The sequence below is a fragment of the Bifidobacterium sp. 7101 genome, assembly GCF_000499285.1.
Classification (GTDB): domain Bacteria; phylum Actinomycetota; class Actinomycetes; order Actinomycetales; family Bifidobacteriaceae; genus Bombiscardovia; species Bombiscardovia apis_A.
The window spans coordinates 121,192-138,497 of record NZ_AWUN01000004.1 but is presented as its reverse complement, the minus strand read 5'-3'; the positions used below and the strand labels follow the sequence as shown (position 1 = coordinate 138,497).

16 protein-coding genes are annotated in these 17,306 nt (G+C 61.7%); 15 read left to right on the top strand and 1 reads right to left on the bottom strand.

The window, feature by feature from the left end; translation table 11 throughout:
• The first annotated feature begins 68 nt into the window (after positions 1–68).
• The 7 genes from smpB (at position 69) to P272_RS0106225 (ending at position 8,634) form a co-directional block, all read left to right on the top strand.
• Positions 69–545, top strand: a complete 477-nt coding sequence (gene smpB / locus P272_RS0106255) for an SsrA-binding protein SmpB (protein ID WP_029678685.1) — start codon at positions 69–71, stop codon at positions 543–545.
• A 286-nt stretch (positions 546–831) separates the two neighbouring features.
• On the top strand, positions 832–1,770 hold the full coding sequence (locus P272_RS0106250) for an ABC transporter substrate-binding protein (protein ID WP_029678684.1): 939 nt from the start codon (positions 832–834) through the stop codon (positions 1,768–1,770).
• A gap of 107 nt (positions 1,771–1,877) precedes the next feature.
• Positions 1,878–2,852, top strand: coding sequence for an amino acid ABC transporter permease (locus P272_RS0106245; RefSeq protein ID WP_029678683.1), 975 nt, complete (start codon positions 1,878–1,880; stop codon positions 2,850–2,852).
• 15 nt (positions 2,853–2,867) lie between these two features.
• Complete coding sequence (locus P272_RS0106240) at positions 2,868–3,680, top strand: amino acid ABC transporter ATP-binding protein (protein ID WP_029678682.1); 813 nt, start codon at positions 2,868–2,870, stop codon at positions 3,678–3,680.
• An 86-nt stretch (positions 3,681–3,766) separates the two neighbouring features.
• The gene (gene glmS / locus P272_RS0106235; RefSeq protein ID WP_029678681.1) at positions 3,767–5,659 is read left to right on the top strand and encodes a glutamine--fructose-6-phosphate transaminase (isomerizing); all 1,893 of its coding nucleotides are present in this window, start codon (positions 3,767–3,769) and stop codon (positions 5,657–5,659) included.
• 9 nt (positions 5,660–5,668) lie between these two features.
• Positions 5,669–6,421 (top strand): pseudouridine synthase, encoded by a 753-nt coding sequence (locus P272_RS0106230; protein WP_044097851.1) that lies wholly within the window; start codon positions 5,669–5,671, stop codon positions 6,419–6,421.
• Positions 6,422–6,531: 110 nt separating this feature from the next.
• A complete protein-coding gene (locus P272_RS0106225) occupies positions 6,532–8,634 on the top strand; it encodes a beta-galactosidase (protein WP_029678679.1) in 2,103 nt (700 codons plus the stop codon).
• Here the strand turns inward: P272_RS0106225 and P272_RS0106220 are convergent.
• Positions 8,591–9,388 carry a type III pantothenate kinase gene (locus P272_RS0106220; RefSeq protein ID WP_044097850.1) on the bottom strand — a complete coding sequence of 266 codons (798 nt, stop codon included), beginning with the start codon at positions 9,386–9,388 and terminating at the stop codon, positions 8,591–8,593. The two genes, P272_RS0106225 and P272_RS0106220, sit on opposite strands and share 44 nt — an antisense overlap.
• A gap of 145 nt (positions 9,389–9,533) precedes the next feature.
• Here P272_RS0106220 and P272_RS0106215 point away from each other — a divergent pair, with 145 nt between their 5' ends.
• The 8 genes from P272_RS0106215 to P272_RS0106180 all read left to right on the top strand — a co-directional run bounded on the left by P272_RS0106215 (position 9,534) and on the right by P272_RS0106180 (position 17,256).
• Positions 9,534–11,180 (top strand): ABC transporter substrate-binding protein, encoded by a 1,647-nt coding sequence (locus P272_RS0106215; RefSeq protein WP_081709078.1) that lies wholly within the window; start codon positions 9,534–9,536, stop codon positions 11,178–11,180.
• 2 nt (positions 11,181–11,182) lie between these two features.
• The gene (locus P272_RS0106210) at positions 11,183–12,160 is read left to right on the top strand and encodes an ABC transporter permease (RefSeq protein WP_029678676.1); all 978 of its coding nucleotides are present in this window, start codon (positions 11,183–11,185) and stop codon (positions 12,158–12,160) included.
• Between the two features lie 77 nt (positions 12,161–12,237).
• Positions 12,238–13,215 (top strand): ABC transporter permease, encoded by a 978-nt coding sequence (locus tag P272_RS08720; RefSeq protein WP_253269678.1) that lies wholly within the window; start codon positions 12,238–12,240, stop codon positions 13,213–13,215.
• Positions 13,199–13,993 carry an ABC transporter ATP-binding protein gene (locus P272_RS0106200; RefSeq protein WP_029678674.1) on the top strand — a complete coding sequence of 265 codons (795 nt, stop codon included), beginning with the start codon at positions 13,199–13,201 and terminating at the stop codon, positions 13,991–13,993. The genes P272_RS08720 and P272_RS0106200 overlap by 17 nt, the downstream gene beginning before the upstream one ends.
• Positions 13,980–14,828: an ABC transporter ATP-binding protein gene (locus P272_RS0106195; RefSeq protein ID WP_029678673.1), complete on the top strand. Its 849-nt coding sequence runs from the start codon at positions 13,980–13,982 to the stop codon at positions 14,826–14,828. Before P272_RS0106200 ends, P272_RS0106195 begins: the two co-directional genes overlap by 14 nt.
• Positions 14,829–15,074: 246 nt before the next feature.
• Entirely contained in the window at positions 15,075–15,440 is a 366-nt protein-coding gene (locus P272_RS0106190; protein WP_029678672.1) for a GntR family transcriptional regulator, read from the top strand.
• Entirely contained in the window at positions 15,437–16,297 is an 861-nt protein-coding gene (locus P272_RS0106185) for an ATP-binding cassette domain-containing protein (protein ID WP_029678671.1), read from the top strand. The genes P272_RS0106190 and P272_RS0106185 overlap by 4 nt, the downstream gene beginning before the upstream one ends.
• Positions 16,294–17,256, top strand: a complete 963-nt coding sequence (locus P272_RS0106180; protein ID WP_029678670.1) for a hypothetical protein — start codon at positions 16,294–16,296, stop codon at positions 17,254–17,256. The genes P272_RS0106185 and P272_RS0106180 overlap by 4 nt, the downstream gene beginning before the upstream one ends.
• The last annotated feature ends 50 nt before the right edge of the window (positions 17,257–17,306 follow it).

Genomic DNA, 17,306 nt, shown 5'->3' with positions numbered 1-17,306 from the left:
CTTGGAACGGTATTATCGCTGTCCGGAGTGCCAGGTAGCCTCCTTGGCGCGATCAGGAGGAGGATATTATGGCTAAGGAAACCGGCACGTCGATGATCGCCCAGAACCGCAGGGCCCGTCATGACTACCAGATCGAGGATCGGTACGAGGCCGGCATCGCGCTGACCGGGACCGAGGTCAAGTCTCTGCGCGAGGGGCGTGCCTCCCTGGCCGAGTCGTTCGTCAGCATTGACCGGCGGCACGAGGTCTGGTTGGAAAACGCCAATATCCCTGAATACCTTAATGGCACCTGGAACAACCACGCCCCCAAGCGCAAGCGCAAACTGCTCCTCCACGCCAAGCAGATCCTTCGTTTGGAGCGGCAGATTCAGGCCAAGGGCTATACCATCGTTCCCCTGAGTCTGTATTTCAAGGACGGCAAGGTCAAGGTGGAGATCGCCGTGGCCCGAGGAAAGCGCGAGTATGACAAGCGCCAATCCCTGCGGGAGGAGCAGGATCGCCGTGAGGCCCAGAGGGCCATGCGCTACCGCAACCGGCAGGGCTGAGCTCTCGGATAAACCTACCGAATTTCCTAAGTCTCATAACGACCTACAGTCGCCCACAAAGGTCTTCCCGTTCTATACAGATTCGACACGCCCGGAGCTGATGGCGATCGACAGTGTCGAATAGCGCCTTTGGCCTGCTATAGAGCCAAAAATACCAGGATAAGCGGTCTGCAATATCGAGTTAACCTTCATCTGTATGCATAAAAATACAAATGTGTGCATAATAGTGCATGTCAATCAAGAGACATGAGGGGTCGCTTCGGGGCGGTCCGGAAGAGGAGAAGACATGGGCAAGATCAAGGCGGTGTTGGCGACGGCTCTGAGCATCACCCTGCTGGCCTCCATCGGAGCCTGCGGAACCACAGACGAGGCGGACACCAGCAGTGCATCGGGCAAGGCCACCACAAGCTCCCACCCAGCGGCTTTTGACGTCAGCGGTATCAAGAAGGATCCGGCCATCGCGGCCAAGGTGCCCGAGTCGGTTTCCAAGGACGGCAAGCTGACCGTGGGTATGGAGACCTCATATGCGCCTGGCGAGTTCATGAGTGAGGATGGAAAGACCCCGATTGGCTTTGACGTGGACCTGTCGAACGCCATTGCCAAGGTCATGGGGCTCGATGGGCAGATGGTCAGCGCCTCCTTCGATACCATCATCCCGGCCATCGGCAGCAAGTATGACGCGGGCATCTCCAGCTTCACCATCACCAAGGAGCGGATGCAGTCGGTCGACTTCGTCACCACCTTCAAGGCGGGTACGGCCTTTGCCGTCAAGAAGGGCAACCCCTCCAAGATCAACCCTGACGACATCTGCGGCGTCAAGGTCGGCGTGCAGACCGGGACCATCGAAGAGCAGCAGGCAACCGACAAGATCTCGGCCGAGTGCAAGGCCAAGGGCAAGAAGCCGGTGGACGTGCAGTCCTACAAGCAGCAGACCGATGCCGCCACGGCAGTGGTCAACGGCAAGATCGACGTCTTCTATGCCGACTCCCAGGTGACCGGGTATGCCATCAAGCAGACCGACGGCCAGCTGGAGAAGCTGGGCAAGGACACTGACATCGTCCTGCAAGGTGCCGCCCTCAGGAAAGGCAGTGGCATGGCCGAGGCCACCCAGGCGGCTCTTCAGAAGCTGATTGACGACGGCGTCTACGCCAAGATCCTCAAGAATTGGGGCGTCCAGAGCGGTGCGGTCGAAAAGGCTGAGATCAACCCTGCGGTCTCTGACTGAGGCAAGGCCAGGCGCGGGTCGTCACACTGGGCGACCCGCGCCTCAGCAGGTGGTTCGGCCAATGGATCGGGCCTGAACAAGTACAGCGTTGCGGAAGGAAGCAGGAGATGCATACCAAGAAGGGGACGGACCAGATTCGGATCCCCGGCAGAATACATGCCAGGCCGGTGCGCAAGCCGGGGCCGATCGTGGCTGCCGTCATCGTGGCCATCTTCGTGGCCATGCTGATCCACGGCATGGTGACCAATCCCAACTTTGACTGGCCCACGGTCTGGAAGTACCTCTTCAATGAGCACGTCCTGGACGGCATCAAGTGGACCCTGCTACTGACCGTCTACGCCATGGTCCTGGCCACAATCCTGGCCATCATCCTGGCGGTCATGCGCAAATCGTCCAATCCGGTCCTGCGCTGGGTCAGCTGGTTCTTCATCTGGTTCTTCCGCGGCACTCCTGTATATACCCAGCTGGTCTTCTGGGGCCTGCTTTCCGTGCTGATACCCAAACTGGCCATCGGCATCCCCTTCGGTCCCGAATTCTGGAGCATCGACACCAAGACCGTGCTGAATGCCACTGTGGCCACGGTTCTGGGCCTGGGGCTCAACGAGGCTGCCTATCTTTCCGAAATCGTCCGTGCCGGCATCGAGGCTGTGGATCCCGGCCAGGAGGAGGCAGCCAAGGCCCTGGGCATGCCGCCATCCATGATCATGCGGCGCATCGTCCTGCCTCAGGCCATGCGCATCATCGTGCCGCCTACCGGCAATGAGACCATCGGCATGCTCAAGACCACATCCCTGGCTCTTGCCGTGCCCTTCACCCTGGAACTTCAGTTCGCCACCAACGCCATCGCCAACCGCATCTACAAGACCATCCCGCTGCTGATTGTGGCCTGCATCTGGTATCTGGTCATCACCTCCGTTCTGATGGTCATCCAGGCCCAGCTGGAGAAGCACTACGGCAAGGGCTTCGACTCGCGGCCCCTGGCCGGGTCGGGGGCCAAGGACGGCAAGGATGGCGGGGACCCGCAGACCCGTCAGGAGACCGACAAGGTCAACAAGGTCATGATGGCCGGGCTGAACGCCTGAGGCAGGAGGAGAATCATGGACGAGGACAGGCAGACCAAGAAAGACGGTCAAGGCGGCAAGGATCCGGCCATCGTCATCAGGAATGTGCACAAGGTCTTCGGCGATCAGCATGTGCTGCGGGGAATCAACCTGGAGGTCATGCCCGGCACGGTGACGGCCGTCCTGGGGCCTTCCGGTTCAGGCAAGTCAACGCTGTTGCGGCTGATCAACCAGCTGGAGACCCGCACAGCCGGTGAGATCTATGTGGACGGTGAGCTGACCGGATACCGGGAAATCGATACCGGCAAGGGTCCTGTGCTGCAGACCCTGGACGACAAGGCCATTGCCAGGCAGCGCTCCAAGATCGGCATGGTCTTCCAGCGTTTCAACCTCTTCCCCCACATGACCGCATTGGAGAACGTCATGGAGGCCCCGGTCCATGTGGGACGGGTTCCCAAGACCGATGCCCGCAAGGAGGCACAGGCACAGCTGGAACGTGTAGGGCTGGAGGACAGGATGGACTACTATCCTGCCCAGCTCTCCGGTGGCCAGCAGCAGCGTGTGGCTATCGCGCGAGCCCTGGCCATGCACCCTGACATCATGCTCTTCGACGAGCCCACCTCAGCCCTGGATCCGGAGCTGGTGGGGGAGGTCCTGGGGGTCATGCGGCAGGTGGCTCAGCAGGGCATGACCATGGTGGTGGTCACCCACGAAATGGGCTTCGCCCGCGAGGTGGCTGAGCAGATCGTCTTCATGGACCAGGGTGTCGTAGTGGAACAGGGAGGCCCTGACATCATCGACCATCCTCGCACCGAGAGGTTCACTGAATTCCTGCATACCGTGCTCTAGTCTCAGGCTCTGCCAGGTTGTAGAAATTCCGGCAAGAAGCCTTCTGGACGGGCAGAGGCGGGACTCCCGTGGCTAGACTGGGGCCCATGTGCGGAATCGTCGGTTATGCGGGATCAGTACGGACGGCCTGCGGCAGACCCTTGGAGGTCTGCCTCAAGGGCCTGGAACGCTTGGAATACCGGGGCTATGACTCGGCCGGAGTGGCCCTGGTTGCCCCTAGGATGGCGCGGGTGGCCGTACGCAAGAAGGCCGGGCGCTTGGGCAATCTGGTCGCCGATCTGAAGGCCAAGCCAATGCCCGAAGCCACTGTGGGCATCGGCCACACCCGTTGGGCCACCAATGGCGAACCCACTGACGTCAACGCTCATCCCCACATCAGCCGTGACGGCAAGGTCGCGCTGATTCACAACGGGATCATCGAGAACGCATCCAGGCTTCGTCTGGACCTGGAGACCGAAGGGTATACCTTCGTCTCCTCCACGGACACCGAGGTGGCTGCCAAGCTTCTGGGCAAGATCGCCCAGGAGATTATCGATGCCACCGGCCAGCCGGACATCTTCGAGGCCGTCAGGCGGCTGGCCCGTATGCTCAAAGGGGCTTTCACCATCTTGGCCGTGGACTCAAGGCAGCCCGATCTGGTGGTGGGCATCCGACACGATTCGCCGCTGGTGGTTGGCCTGGGAGACGGAGAGAACTACCTGGGCTCCGATGTGGCGGCCTTCGTGGCCTATACCCGTCAGGCCATGGAGCTGGGTCAGGACCAGGCGGTCTGCATCAGCGCGGACCAGGTCCTGGTCACCGATTTCCAGGGTCATCCGGTGGAACATCCGCGCCGCTACACCATCGACTGGGATGCCTCGGCCGCCGAAAAGGGCGGATGGGATTCCTTCATGGACAAGGAGATTCACGAGGATCCTGCGGCGGTCTCCAACACTCTGCTAGGACGGTACGACGAGTCAGGCGACCTGGATCTGGACGAGGTCCACATCGATGAGGATGTCTTCCGTCAGATTGACAAGATCATCGTCGTGGCCTGCGGAACGGCCTCCTACGCGGGCCTGGTGGCCAAGTACGCCATCGAGCACTGGGTTCGCATTCCGGTGGAGGTCGAGCTGGCCCATGAGTTCCGCTACCGTGATCCCATTCTGACCCCGCGCACTCTGGTCGTGGCCATTTCCCAGTCCGGGGAGACCATGGACACGCTGATGGCGCTCCGGCATGCGCGCGAGCAGGGTTCACGGGTTTTGGCCATCTGCAACACCCAGGGGTCCACCATCCCCAGGGAGTCCGATGCCGTGCTCTACACCCACGCCGGCCCCGAGGTGGCTGTGGCCTCCACCAAGGCCTTCCTGGCCCAGATCGTGGCGGCCTACCTGCTGGGGCTCTATCTGGCCCAGGTCAAGGGAACCATGTATCGAGACGAGATCCACCAGACCATCGACAGCCTCAAGGCCATGCCTGCCAAGATTCAGAAGGTGCTGGACAGTCAGGCCGAGGTCATCAGCCAGACGGCTCAGCGCATGTCCAAGGCCCACTCCTTCCTCTTCCTGGGGCGGCATGTGGGCTATCCGGTGGCCCTGGAGGGGGCACTCAAGCTCAAGGAGATCGCCTACATCTTCACCGAAGGGTTCGCCGCCGGCGAGCTCAAGCACGGACCCATCGCCCTGGTGGAGCCGGGGGAGCCTGTGGTGGTCATCGTCCCCAGCGCCCGGGGCCGCAATGTGCTGCACGACAAGGTCATCTCGGCCATCGAGGAGGTCAAGGCCCGCGGTGCCTTCACTATCGTTGTAGCCGAGGAAGGCGACCCGGACGCCGACCGCTATGCTGACGTGGTCTTTTGGCGGCCGCCCTGCCCGACCCTGCTCAGCCCCCTGGTGGATGTGGTCCCCCTGCAGTTGTTCGCCCTGGACATGGCCCGGCTCAAGGGCCTGGACGTGGACAAGCCCCGCAACCTGGCCAAGTCGGTCACTGTGGAATAGAGGCTGTCCATGGTCGTCGGGTCCGAGCAGCGGGGGCATCGGATCGTTCTGGAGGAGCCGCAGATCCCCTTCGAGCCCAAAGTCATCTATGAGGACCGTCGCATCATTGTGGTCGACAAGCCCCACTTCCTGGCCACCATGCCCAGGGGGATGTGGCACGCGGAAACCGTGTTGATCCGAATGCGACGGCTCTACGGGGAGCCCGACATCATACCTGCCCACAGGCTCGACAGGGCCACCGCGGGTGTGCTGGTCCTGGTGCGCGATCCGGCCGCCAGGCGGGCATACCAGATGCTCTTCCAGGAGCATCGCGTGCGCAAGGTCTACCAGTGTCTGGCGCCGGTGCGACCCATGGTTCGTCCGCGGACCGGCACCGTGCGACATCTGGATCCGCCGCGGGTCTTCCCGCTAGAACGCCGCTCCCGGGTTATCAAGCGTCGAGGGGTTCTCCAGGCCTGGGAGGAGCGCGGACCGGTCAATGCCATTACCAGGATTGAACTGGCGGCGGGCCGGGGATGTCTGGCCACCTACACGCTCTATCCGCAGACCGGCAAGACCCATCAGCTTCGTGTGCACATGAATGCCCTTGGGCTGCCCATCGTGGGCGACGATCTTTACCCCAGAATCCAGGCCCGGGCCTATGACGACTTCTCCCGGCCGCTGCAATTGGTGGCCCGTCGCCTGGAATTCACCGACCCCTTCACCGGGGTTAAGCGCATCTTCATCTCTTCCGTTCCCTTGGATCCTCAAGGAGAGGCCTGAACAGTCAGCCTGGTGGGACATAATGGTCAGGGGATCCCGGAGCCGCGGGACGACGTGGACGCGGCAGGCGTCCCCGTCCGAGGATTGAGACGGACCAGGAGGTTCTACCCATGAGCAAACCGACACGGCGGCCCTATCGATGGCCCAAGCATCTCAAGGGTCAGCAGTCCCTCTGGTACGGATGCGACTACAACCCCGACCAGTGGCCCGAGGATGTCTGGGATGAGGACATCAGGCTGATGACCAAGGCAGGGGTCAACGTGGTGGCCCTGGCTGTCTTCTCCTGGTCGCGCATTGAGCCCAGCGAGGGCATTTTCGACTTTGATTGGCTGGACCGGATCATCGACAAGCTTGGTCGGGCGGGTATCGGGGTCAATCTGGCCTCGGCCACGGCCTCGCCGCCGCTCTGGCTGACCCAGGCGCATCCCGAAGTCCTGCTCAGGGACGAGCGAGGCGACACGGTCTGGCCCGGGGCCCGGCAGCACTGGCGGCCCACCTCGCCGGTCTTCCGCTCCTATGCCCTGAAGCTCTGCCGGGCCATGGCCGAGCACTACCGGGACAACCCCTATCTGGTGGCATGGCATGTGGGCAATGAGTATGGCTGCCACAATCGCTTCGACTATTCCGACGATGCCATGAGGGCCTTCCAGCGTTGGTGCCGCCACCGTTACAAGGACATTGAGGCCGTCAACAGGGCCTGGGGCACGAATTTCTGGTCGCAGAGACTGAGTGACTTCTCTCAGATTCTGCCGCCGCGTTTCATCGGTCAGGGGAATTTCCAGAATCCGGGACGCATGCTGGACTTCGAGCGGTTCAGCTCCGATGCCCTCAAGGATTTCTACATGGCTGAGCGTGACACCCTGGCTGGGATCACTCCGGATATACCTTTGACCACCAACTTCATGGTCAGCGCAGGCGGATTTGTCCTGGACTACGACGACTGGGGTGACCAGGTGGACTTTGTGGCCAATGACCACTACGCGACGCCGGGCAGGGATCATCTGGAGGAGCTGGCCTATTCCTCCAGCCTGGTGGATGCCATTGCCCGTCGGCGTCCTTGGTGGCTTATGGAGCAGTCCACGTCGGCGGTCAACTGGCGGCCGGTCAACCCCCGCAAGGAACCCGGACAGCTGGAGCGCGATTCCCTGGCTCACCTGGCACTCGGAGCTGATGCCATCTGCTATTTCCAGTGGAGGCAGTCCCGGGCTGGCGCGGAGAAGTTCCACTCGGCCATGCTGCCTCATGCCGGCGAGGACACGGCCGTCTTCCATGACGTCTGCCAGCTGGGAGGGGACCTGCAGGGGCTCTCCCAGGCCGGTCTGGCCGGCAGCACGCTGGCAAAGGCCCCACTGGCGCTGGTCTTCGACTATGGGAGCCAGTGGGCCAGCTCCCACGCGTCCTCGCCCAGCGAGCGGGTCGAACATGGTCAGGAGCCACCGGTCTGGTACCGTGCCTTTCTGGACAACGCCATCCGGCCTGATGTCCTACCGGTCAGGGCCGCCTGGGAGGAGTACCCGTTGGTGGTCCTGCCAGCCCTCTACCTGATTGACACCGATCTCTCCAAACGGTTGCACAAGTATGTCCATAGTGGAGGGCGGCTGATCGTCACCTGGGGCAGCGGTATCGCCGACGAGCAGGACCGCGTCTGGACCGGTGGGTATCCGGGGCCGCTTCGGGACCTGCTGGGGCTGTCGGTCGAGGAGTTCGCACCCATGGCTCCCGGCACGCCTGGTGTTCTGGACCATCTGGATCTGAACAACGGGGTCACGGCTCGAGATTGGGCCGATGTCATCGGCCATCTGGACAAGGGCACCAAGGTTCTGGCAAGCTACCGGGCTGATCCCTGGACGGGGATGGATGGCATGCCGGCCATGACCGTCCATGACTGGGGTCATGGCAAGGCCGCCTACCTGGGTTGCCGTCTGGATGCCCAAGGTCTGGCCAAGGTCATTCCTGCCCTGTTGGAGGCCTTGGACGTTGCCGATATGAGATCGGCTCAGGGCGACCCCGATCTGTTGAGAGTTGAGCGGGTCAGCGAGGATGATCGGACGCGCTTTGTCTTCCTGTTCAATCGGACCAGGCATCCGGTGCAGGTTCAGGTGGAGGGCCAGGTCCTGGTGGGCTCGCTGGCAAGCCTTGACGGGGGTGGCAAGCAGGCCAGTCTGCAGGTCAATGGCGCGCTGGTGCAGCGTGTGGTCGGCCATCGGCATTGAGCTGGTGAATCCTGTACATGCCGGAGAAGATCAGCTCGGGATCGTAGACCTCGATCAGGTCGGTGTCTTGTGAGAAGGTACGACCCATGCCGCCCGTGGCCACCACATGGAAGTCCCGTCCTATCTCACTGCGGTACTGGCGGATGATCCGCTCCAGGCCGCCGAGGAAGTTGTAGTAGAGTCCGGCCTGCATGGCCGTCCTGGTGCCCGTGGCCATGATGGTCTGAGGGCGGGTGATTTCCACCTGGGGCAGCTGGGCGGTCTGGCCGGCAAGGGCCTGGGCTCCCGAGCGGATGCCCGGTACGATTAGGCCTGAACGTATGGCGCCCTTGGCGTCCACATAGTTGAAGGTGGTGGCCGTGCCGAAGTCGATGACCAGGACCGGCCCTCCGTAGCGGTGGAAGGCGCCTACGCAGTCAGCGAGACAGTCGGCGCCCAGGGAACGCGGGTCATCCAGTCGTATGTTCATGCCGGTCTTCACGCCGGGGCCCACCACCATGGGGTCGATGGAAAAGAAGCGGATCAGGCAGGACCTGACGGCGTGCATGACCGCGGGAGCCACCGAGGAGATGATGGCGTCCTGCACATCCGCAGTCTTGTAGCCGGCCAGAGCCATGAGCTGTCCCAGCAGAAGCCCGAACTCATCAGCCGTGTGGTCGATTCTGGTGGTCAGCCTGTAGGAGGCGGCGACCCGGTCGCCCTCCATGAATCCGACCTCGATGTTGGTGTTGCCGATGTCGATGGCCAGCAGCATGTCTCTTCCTCCCTGCCGTCGTCCGGGCGCGTGGCGCTTTCCGAATCCATCCTAAGCGCATAAGCCTTGGTGATGGTTTCGGGGAGTATGCTGGTGGGCGGTGATCGACCAGAATGGCGGTCAACCGCAGCATAAGGATTCGTCAATGAATGCAGATCGACACGGCACGCATGCCCACGGCAGCGTGACCGCAACAGATACAGATGCGGCCCAGGAGTCAGGCCCCAGCACTGACCCCGAACTCAACGCCAGGATCAGGCCCATGAGGTCGGGCGGCAACACCCTGCCCTGGAAGCTGCTCAGTCTCCTGCTGGCCCTGGCCTTGGCCCTCTCCCTGTGGGCTGGGCATCGTGGAGTCGCTGGCCAGGCCGAGGGCGGAACCGTGGCGGACACGGTCACGGTGGGACTCAAGCTGGCTCCCACCAATCTGGACATCCGCAACCAGTCGGGCACAGCGCTTGATCAGCTCCTGATCGGCAACGTCTATCAGGGTCTGGTGTCACGGGATTCCCGGAACCGGGTGCGTCCGGGCCTGGCCAGGACCTGGAATGTCTCCGAGGACGGCCTGGTCTACACCTTCCACCTGCATGAGGGCATCCGCTTCTCAAATGGTCATGCTCTCCGGGCCCAGGACGTGGTCGACTCCATTCGCGGGCTCATGGCAGGCCACTATCAGGGCAGCGAGATGCTGGAGGGCTTCCAGGGCGTTCAGGCTTCGGATCCGCTGACGGTGCGTCTGACGCTGTCAAGGCCCTACCAGGACCTGCTCTGGCAGCTGAGCGGCCGGGCTGGCCTGGTCTTTGACCGACGGGCCCATTACGACATGAAGACCCAGGCCGTGGGATCCGGACCGTATCTGCTGGACAGCTTCCGCCCAAACGACTCGGTCACCCTCAAGGCCGATCCGCACTACTGGGGCAGCGATAAGCCTAAGACACAAACCATCATCATCCGTTACCTCAATGACGATAACGCTGCCGTCAACGCCCTGCGCAGTGGGGATGTGCAGGTGCTGGCTCCGGTCACTGAGAACCTGGCCAGTCCCTTCCGCAACAACCCCGACTTCCAGGTCAAGGCGGGCGACGACACCGACAAGTACGTCCTGGCCATGAACGGCAAGGGTGTTGCTACATCCGACCTGCGGGTGCGGCAGGCCATCCGCTATGCCATCGACCATCGGCAGCTGATTGCCTCCCGGGGCGGATCGGACGGTGCTTTGGGTGGCCCCATACCCTCGCTGGATCCCGGCTATCAGGATTTGACCGGGCTCTATCCCCATGATCCGGAGCAGGCACGGCGGCTTCTGGCCCAGGCCGGGTATGGTCCCGACCACCGGCTGAAGCTGCGGCTGACCTACGCCAACACCTACGGTAGCGAGTTGGGCGATCAGCTGCGCTCGCAGCTGCGCCAGGTGGGCATCGACCTGGACGTGCGGGTGGTGGAATTCTCGGTCTGGCTGCAGGACGTGCATGCCAACAAGGATTACGACCTGTCTCTGGTGGATCATGGCGAGAGCCACGACTTCCATCAGTGGGCCAACCCCGGCTACTACTACAACTATGACAATCATCAGGTCCAGGAGCTCTACCAGAAGGCCATGGCCACGACCTCCGCCGATGACTCCGACAGGCTCCTGGCCCAGGCCGCCCGGATCGTCAGCAACGACGCGGCGGCGGACTGGCTCTTCAATTACCGGGTGACCACGGCCTGGCGGACGGGGTTGGAGGGCTTCCCAGTCGATTTGAACCAGTCTCTCATGCCCTTGTCCGACGTGATTTATAGGCGGGCATGACCATGGCCAGATTCCTGATGCGGCGCCTGGTGCTGTTCCTCTTAGCACTGATGGGCATCTCCCTGCTGATCTTCCTGGCACTGCGCATCCTGCCCGGGGATGTGGCGGCTGTCATGGCCGGGCTGGATGCCCCACCCGAACGTGTCGACCGGTTGCGTCGGCAGATGGGCCTGGACCGCTCCTATCCTCGGCAGTATCTGGATTGGATCAGCGACTTTCTGAAAGGGGACCTGGGCAGGTCCATTCTGACCAACCGTTCCATCGCCTCCCAGGTGGGCATACGGGCCCAGATTACTTTTCCGCTGATTCTTTTGGGACTGGGCGTGGCCCTGCTGCTGGGCATCCCCCTAGGCTGCGCCGCCGCTCTGGCGCGCTCGCCGCGAATGCAGTCCTTCAGCCACATGGCCGCCATCGTGGGTGGATCCGTACCGGCTCTCTGGTCAGGACTGCTTCTGATTATGCTCTTCGCCAAGGGGAGCGGTCTGATCGGCCTGTTGCCCTCCCAGGGCTTTCCCGCTCTCGGCTGGGCTCAGCCGGGGCAGGCTCTGTCGTCCTTGACCCTGCCTGCTCTGTCCACCGGCATCATCGTGGGCGCCGGCATCATGCGGTACACCCGCTCCCTCCTGACCGATATGCTCTCTTCGGGGTATGTGGACATGGGCATGGCCTGCGGGATGACCCGAACCCAGGCCGCCCTACGCATCGGTCTGCGGCTGGCCTCCCCCCAGCTGGTTTCGGTGGTCGGGCTGACCATGGCCGAGATGATTACGGGTGTCATGGTCAGCGAGAACCTGTTCGCCCTACCGGGCCTGGGCTCCATGTTGATCACCGATGTGGGCAACCGGGATCTTCCGGCTGTTCAGTCCGAGCTGCTTCTTCTGGCGGCCTTCTTCCTCTTTCTGGGACTCCTGGTGGACGTTACCCATAGGCTGATTGATCCGCGTTTTCGAGGTGCGGCCAGGCAGGAGGTGGCTGACTGATGAGCTGTGAACACGCAGACAGGCCCCGCTTGGGATCGAAGGCCGCATTCCCGGGCCGACTGGGATTCTTCGGACGGATGCGGGTGGTGCTGGCCAGCATGTGGCGCAAGGCCTCAGGTCGATACTCGTTGATTGTTCTGGCCGTATGGATCCTGGTCTCCCTGGTCTCCAGGTTCTGGACCCCGGTGCCTATCTGGACCACCGACGGGTACCGGATCTGGCGGGCCCCCAGCCGCGACCACCTGTTGGGTACGGACGGCACTGGAGCAGACATCCTCTCCTGGCTGATGGCGGGGTCGGCAACCAACCTGGCCATCAGCTTTCTGGCTGTCATCCTGTCAGGCGTACTGGGACTTCTTCTGGTCATGGCCATGGTTTCGCACCGCTCTGGAGTATCGCAGACGGTCGTAGTCCTGGTCGATGCTCTGATCTCCCTGCCTACAGTGTTGTTGGCTCTGATCCTGGCCGTTCCCCTGGGGCCCAGCATCGCCGTGGTTGTCGTGGCCTGCGGATTCGGCTACGGACTCAACCTGGCCCGAATTGTAAGGCCCCAGGCGCTCCTGGCGGCGGAGTCGGACTATGTGCAATCCGCCCGGCACAGCGGAGTCGGGTCCTTCAGAATCTTCTGCACCCATCTGGTGCCCAATGTCATTCCGGTCCTGTGCGTGCAGCTTTCCATGTCGGCGGGGACCTCCGTTCTGGCTGAAGCAGGGTTGACCTACCTGGGGGTGGGTGTTCCCGCCGGTCTACCCTCCTGGGGGCACTCGCTGACCACCTCGGTCAAGTTCATCAACGTCTTTCCGCTGACCGTGCTCTGGCCTGGCCTGGTGGTCACCATGGTGGTGGTGGCGTTGAACCTGTTCGGAGATGCCCTGCGGGATGCCATCGATCCGGTTGCCAACCCCAGGCTCAGGGCCGCTGTAGCTGCCGCCGGACGGTCCGCTCTTCGGTCTGAGGAGTACCAGGAAGCATCTGCGCAATTAGACGACTCCGATCATCATGTCGATAACGCGATCCATGCAGGCGAGGGAGGCAATGATGTCGCTGAGTATTGACGGCCTGAGCCTGTCCATCAATGGCCGCACCATTCTTGACCGGGTGAACCTCAGGGTAGCGGATGGGCAACGGGTCGGCCTGATCGGCTCCTCAGGCTCCGGAAAGTCGATGATTGCCCGCAGTGTCCTGGGTACAGCACCTCTGACGGCCTCCCTTTCGGGATCCATTCTGGTGGATGGGCTTCAAATTCTAGGTTCCGATGACCGGTCCCTGGCGGACTTGCGCGGTTCTCGGATGGGCATGATCTTTCAGAATCCTTCCACGGCTCTGAACCCGGTCAAGAAGGTCTACAGCCAGGTAGAGCTCCCTCTTCGCCGCCACTACCGCTTGAGCGCCCAGGAAAGGCGCAGGCGGGTCATGGAGATATTGCAACGGGTCGGGTTGGATGCGGATCTGGCTGGCTCCTATCCGCATGAGCTGTCAGGGGGTCAGCAGCAGCGGGCGGCTATAGCCACGGCCCTCGTCACCAAGCCCAGACTGATACTGGCAGACGAGCCCACCACAGCCCTGGATGCCATCACCCAGCGGCAGATTGTTGACCTACTGGTCTCCCTGGTCGACCAGAGCGGGGCCTCCCTCCTGTTCATTACCCATGACTTCTCCGTCCTGGCCCGGGTTGCTGATTACTGCTACATCCTCGACGCGGGCCGATTGGTGGAAAGCGGGCAGACGCAGAGCATTCTGCGCGACCCATCCAGTCCACAGGGCAGGACTCTGGTGAGAGCTGCCAGAGAGTTGACGCTGAGCGCAGATGGAGGCAAGCATGAGGCTGACTGACGATGCACCTGCCGATCCGATCCTGACCGGAAAGGGCCTGACCAAGGTCTATGCCTCCACGGGCAGCGGCATGGCTCGAAAGGCCGCGGTTGACGGAATCGATGTCTCACTCCTGCCGGGGGAGTGCCTGGCAATCATAGGGGAGTCTGGTTCAGGGAAGACCACGCTTTCCCGTCTGCTCCTTGGCCAGTTGAGGCCTGATGCCGGACAGGTGGCATACGAGGGCAGACCAGTTCTGCATGGTTCCCAGGCCGCCAAGGCGCTTGCCCGGGACTCTGCTCTGGTCTTTCAGAATCCCTTTGCCTCCCTGGATCCCCGGTGGACCATTGGCCGGTCAGTCGCTGAGCCTCTTCTGGCTGCCAGACGCAGGGGGAGCGGGCACCTATGGCATCGTCGTCAGGACGGGACGGGTCTTGCCGATCAGGTGGCCAAAGTCTTGTCAGCGGTTCAGCTTGACCCCGACAGGCTTATGACGGCCTATCCCTCGGATCTGTCCGGAGGCCAGGCCCAGCGGGCGGCCATAGCCCGGGCTTTGATTGTCAAGCCCCGGATACTCTTGGCTGATGAGCCTATGAGCGCCGTCGACGTCTCGGCGCGCGTAGGGATTCTCCATACACTTCAATCCATCATGGCACAGTCCAGGCAGCAGGCCGATCCGTCGAATGGCATGTCCATGATCATCATCTCCCATGATCTGGGCGTTGTCCAGCACATCGCAGACAGGGTCATGGTGCTCGTCCGGGGCAAGGTGGTGGAGGAGGGGCCGGTGAACGCCATTCTCAATCATCCCAAGCAGTCCTATACCAGGCAGTTACTGGCAGCTGCGACCCTGTAGGTACCGGATTCATCCGGCATTCCGGTAAGCGGAATTACATGAGGACATGCCCGTCCTGGCCGGGATGAAGGTGGGCGGCGGGAGCACATGCGCAGAGCAATCGGGCGGATGAGGACTGCATGTGATTTGACGGTTGTGAGAGGGAGTCGTAGACTGTTGGTTAGTTACTCAAGTAACTAAGTAATAAACAGTTGTAAAAGGTCCTAATTCGACGCTCCGAATCAAGGCAGACAAGGCGGTCAAACGATGGCGATCGAAATACCGGATGGTCGGCCCGTTTTTGTGAAGGTGGCAGACCGGTTGGCCGAAGCCATAGCCGAGGGTCTGGTCGCCGACGGTGAAAGGATTCCCAGCACCACGGAAATCTCCACCGCCTACCAGATCAACCCGGCCACCGTTCTCAAGGGGATGAACCTACTGGTCGACCGGGGCCTTCTGGAGAAACGGCGGGGACTGGGCATGTTTGTCGCTGCCGGTGCGGGCCGGAGTGTTCGTGAGCGTCGCAGGAGGGAACTCCTGAACGGAAGGTTCCAGGATCTGGTCGAAGAAGCCAAGGCTCTGGAAGTATCCCGTGAGGACCTGGACGCCATCATAGAAAGGGTCTACCAATGAGTCTGACAGTTTCCAAGGTGGACAAATCGTACGGAAAGCTGAAGGCCCTGGATGAGATCTCACTCTGCTTTGAGCCCGGCAATATATACGGACTCTTCGGGCGGAACGGGGCCGGCAAGTCCACCCTGTGCAATCTGATGACGGGCAGGGCACTTCCTGACCAGGGGCTGATCCACCTGGATGGAAGCGATCTGGTCAACGACTCAAGAATCGCTCGCCGCGTGGCCCTGGTCAACGAAACCTGGCCCTATCCATCCCGACGGCACATTAGACAAGCATTTGCCATGGCCGAGGGGTTTTACGGCGGTTTCGACTGGGACTTGGCTGAGGGTATTCTTAAGAGCTTCGCGTTGAGGCCCACTGACACCTTTGCCTCCCTTTCCATGGGGCAACGTCAGGTGGTAAAGGATGTCATCGGACTCTGCCTGCCTGTGGAATACCTCATTCTGGATGAACCGACGACAGGAATGGATGCGGCGGCCAGGGAGAGGATCTACTCCTTTCTTCTGGAGGCCTATCAGCGTCGCGGACCGACCATGATCATCGCCACCCATATCCTCAACGAGGTCAGCCAGCTCATCTCCCGCGCCACGATCATCGACCAGGGGCGGGTCCTGCGATCTTTCAGCGTGGATGATCTGTCAGCCCTGGGGACCACTGTCACCGGCCGTCCGCGCGACGTGGAGGGCTACCTTGCACAGGGCGATCCGAAGCTGCTGGGCAGGCAGCGCATCGGCGACCTGCTGCGCGTCAGCTTCGAGGGTCCGGTGCCCGACGAGCAGCCCAAGGGGCTTATTGTCGCCCCCATGGATTTGCAGACCTACTTCGTCCAGATTACGGAAGGTGCGGCACAATGAGTAACACGCAAGTTGCAGAGTCGGTAGGGACGAAGGCCAAGCCGGGGCCAGATAGCCCCGACCTAGGTGCTGGACATGCTGAAGGCCGGGCTCGAATCAAGAGCTTCCTGTCGCCTGCGGTGCAGACCCGGATGACCTTGCGCTTACAGGTGATGCCGAGGCTGATCGTCTTTTTGATTTGGGCTCTCGTCCTCGCTCTGGGAGTTATGGGGTTTATCCCCTTGAGCTCTGGATTCACCGGTCTGTTCACCGAGATGGTACTCATGGCCACCGCCTTTGTCTGCTCACTGACGACTTTCCGGCCCCTGATCTCCAACGCTGTGACCCGTTCTACAATCGCATGGACCCAGACCATCTCCAATGTGGTCATGGCCCTGGCGACAACCACTTTCATGATCGTGATCGCGATTATCAGCAGCCTAGGCCAAATCGGATGGATGCCTTTTACGGAAAGTTACCAAAGATTTCTCGAACAGGGCTGTTCGCCTTGGAGGCTGACTCTTGATCCCTGGAGCGTGTCATGCTTTAACCATTCGTATGTCCAGCAGCCGTCCCGTTGGCTGGCTCTGGCGCTGCATATCTTTATGGTGCAGGTGGTCTTCGTTCTGCTGGGTCAGGTGCTGGGTGACCTCGCTGCCCGTCTTGATTTAAAAGGCGGATGCCTGCTGCTGGTAGGGTTGTTGATCTGTGTTGGTTTCTGGCATTCGATTTCCGGCTGGAATTTCTGGGGATGGCCGCAGACGGCGGTTCAGATGATCAACCTGGCGCGCGGCCATTGGATGTACAAGACCTTGAGTCCCTTCATGAATACTGACCTATGGGGATACTTCACCGTGTATGTGCTCTGGCCCCAGGTGGTTTTCACCCTGGTCTTCTCCGCCATATGCATTCTGTTCAGCTACTGGCTCACCAGTCGTCGGCAGCTATCGGCCATCCAAGGGTTCAGCATTCTCAATTAGTGGCAGGATGGTTGCATCCCGGCGACGATTGACCACATGGTCGTTCGCCC

Coding starts and splice junctions, on each gene's coding strand:
- P272_RS0106215 (WP_081709078.1), top strand. CDS start 9,534: ATGAATGCAGATCGACACGGCACGCATGCCCACGGCAGCGTGACCGCA.
- P272_RS0106210 (WP_029678676.1), top strand. CDS start 11,183: ATGGCCAGATTCCTGATGCGGCGCCTGGTGCTGTTCCTCTTAGCACTG.
- P272_RS0106230 (WP_044097851.1), top strand. CDS start 5,669: ATGGTCGTCGGGTCCGAGCAGCGGGGGCATCGGATCGTTCTGGAGGAG.
- P272_RS0106245 (WP_029678683.1), top strand. CDS start 1,878: ATGCATACCAAGAAGGGGACGGACCAGATTCGGATCCCCGGCAGAATA.
- glmS (WP_029678681.1), top strand. CDS start 3,767: ATGTGCGGAATCGTCGGTTATGCGGGATCAGTACGGACGGCCTGCGGC.
- P272_RS0106240 (WP_029678682.1), top strand. CDS start 2,868: ATGGACGAGGACAGGCAGACCAAGAAAGACGGTCAAGGCGGCAAGGAT.
- P272_RS0106225 (WP_029678679.1), top strand. CDS start 6,532: ATGAGCAAACCGACACGGCGGCCCTATCGATGGCCCAAGCATCTCAAG.
- smpB (WP_029678685.1), top strand. CDS start 69: ATGGCTAAGGAAACCGGCACGTCGATGATCGCCCAGAACCGCAGGGCC.
- P272_RS0106190 (WP_029678672.1), top strand. CDS start 15,075: ATGGCGATCGAAATACCGGATGGTCGGCCCGTTTTTGTGAAGGTGGCA.
- P272_RS0106200 (WP_029678674.1), top strand. CDS start 13,199: ATGTCGCTGAGTATTGACGGCCTGAGCCTGTCCATCAATGGCCGCACC.
- P272_RS08720 (WP_253269678.1), top strand. CDS start 12,238: ATGCGGGTGGTGCTGGCCAGCATGTGGCGCAAGGCCTCAGGTCGATAC.
- P272_RS0106250 (WP_029678684.1), top strand. CDS start 832: ATGGGCAAGATCAAGGCGGTGTTGGCGACGGCTCTGAGCATCACCCTG.
- P272_RS0106180 (WP_029678670.1), top strand. CDS start 16,294: ATGAGTAACACGCAAGTTGCAGAGTCGGTAGGGACGAAGGCCAAGCCG.
- P272_RS0106220 (WP_044097850.1), bottom strand. CDS start 9,388: ATGCTGCTGGCCATCGACATCGGCAACACCAACATCGAGGTCGGATTC.
- P272_RS0106195 (WP_029678673.1), top strand. CDS start 13,980: ATGAGGCTGACTGACGATGCACCTGCCGATCCGATCCTGACCGGAAAG.
- P272_RS0106185 (WP_029678671.1), top strand. CDS start 15,437: ATGAGTCTGACAGTTTCCAAGGTGGACAAATCGTACGGAAAGCTGAAG.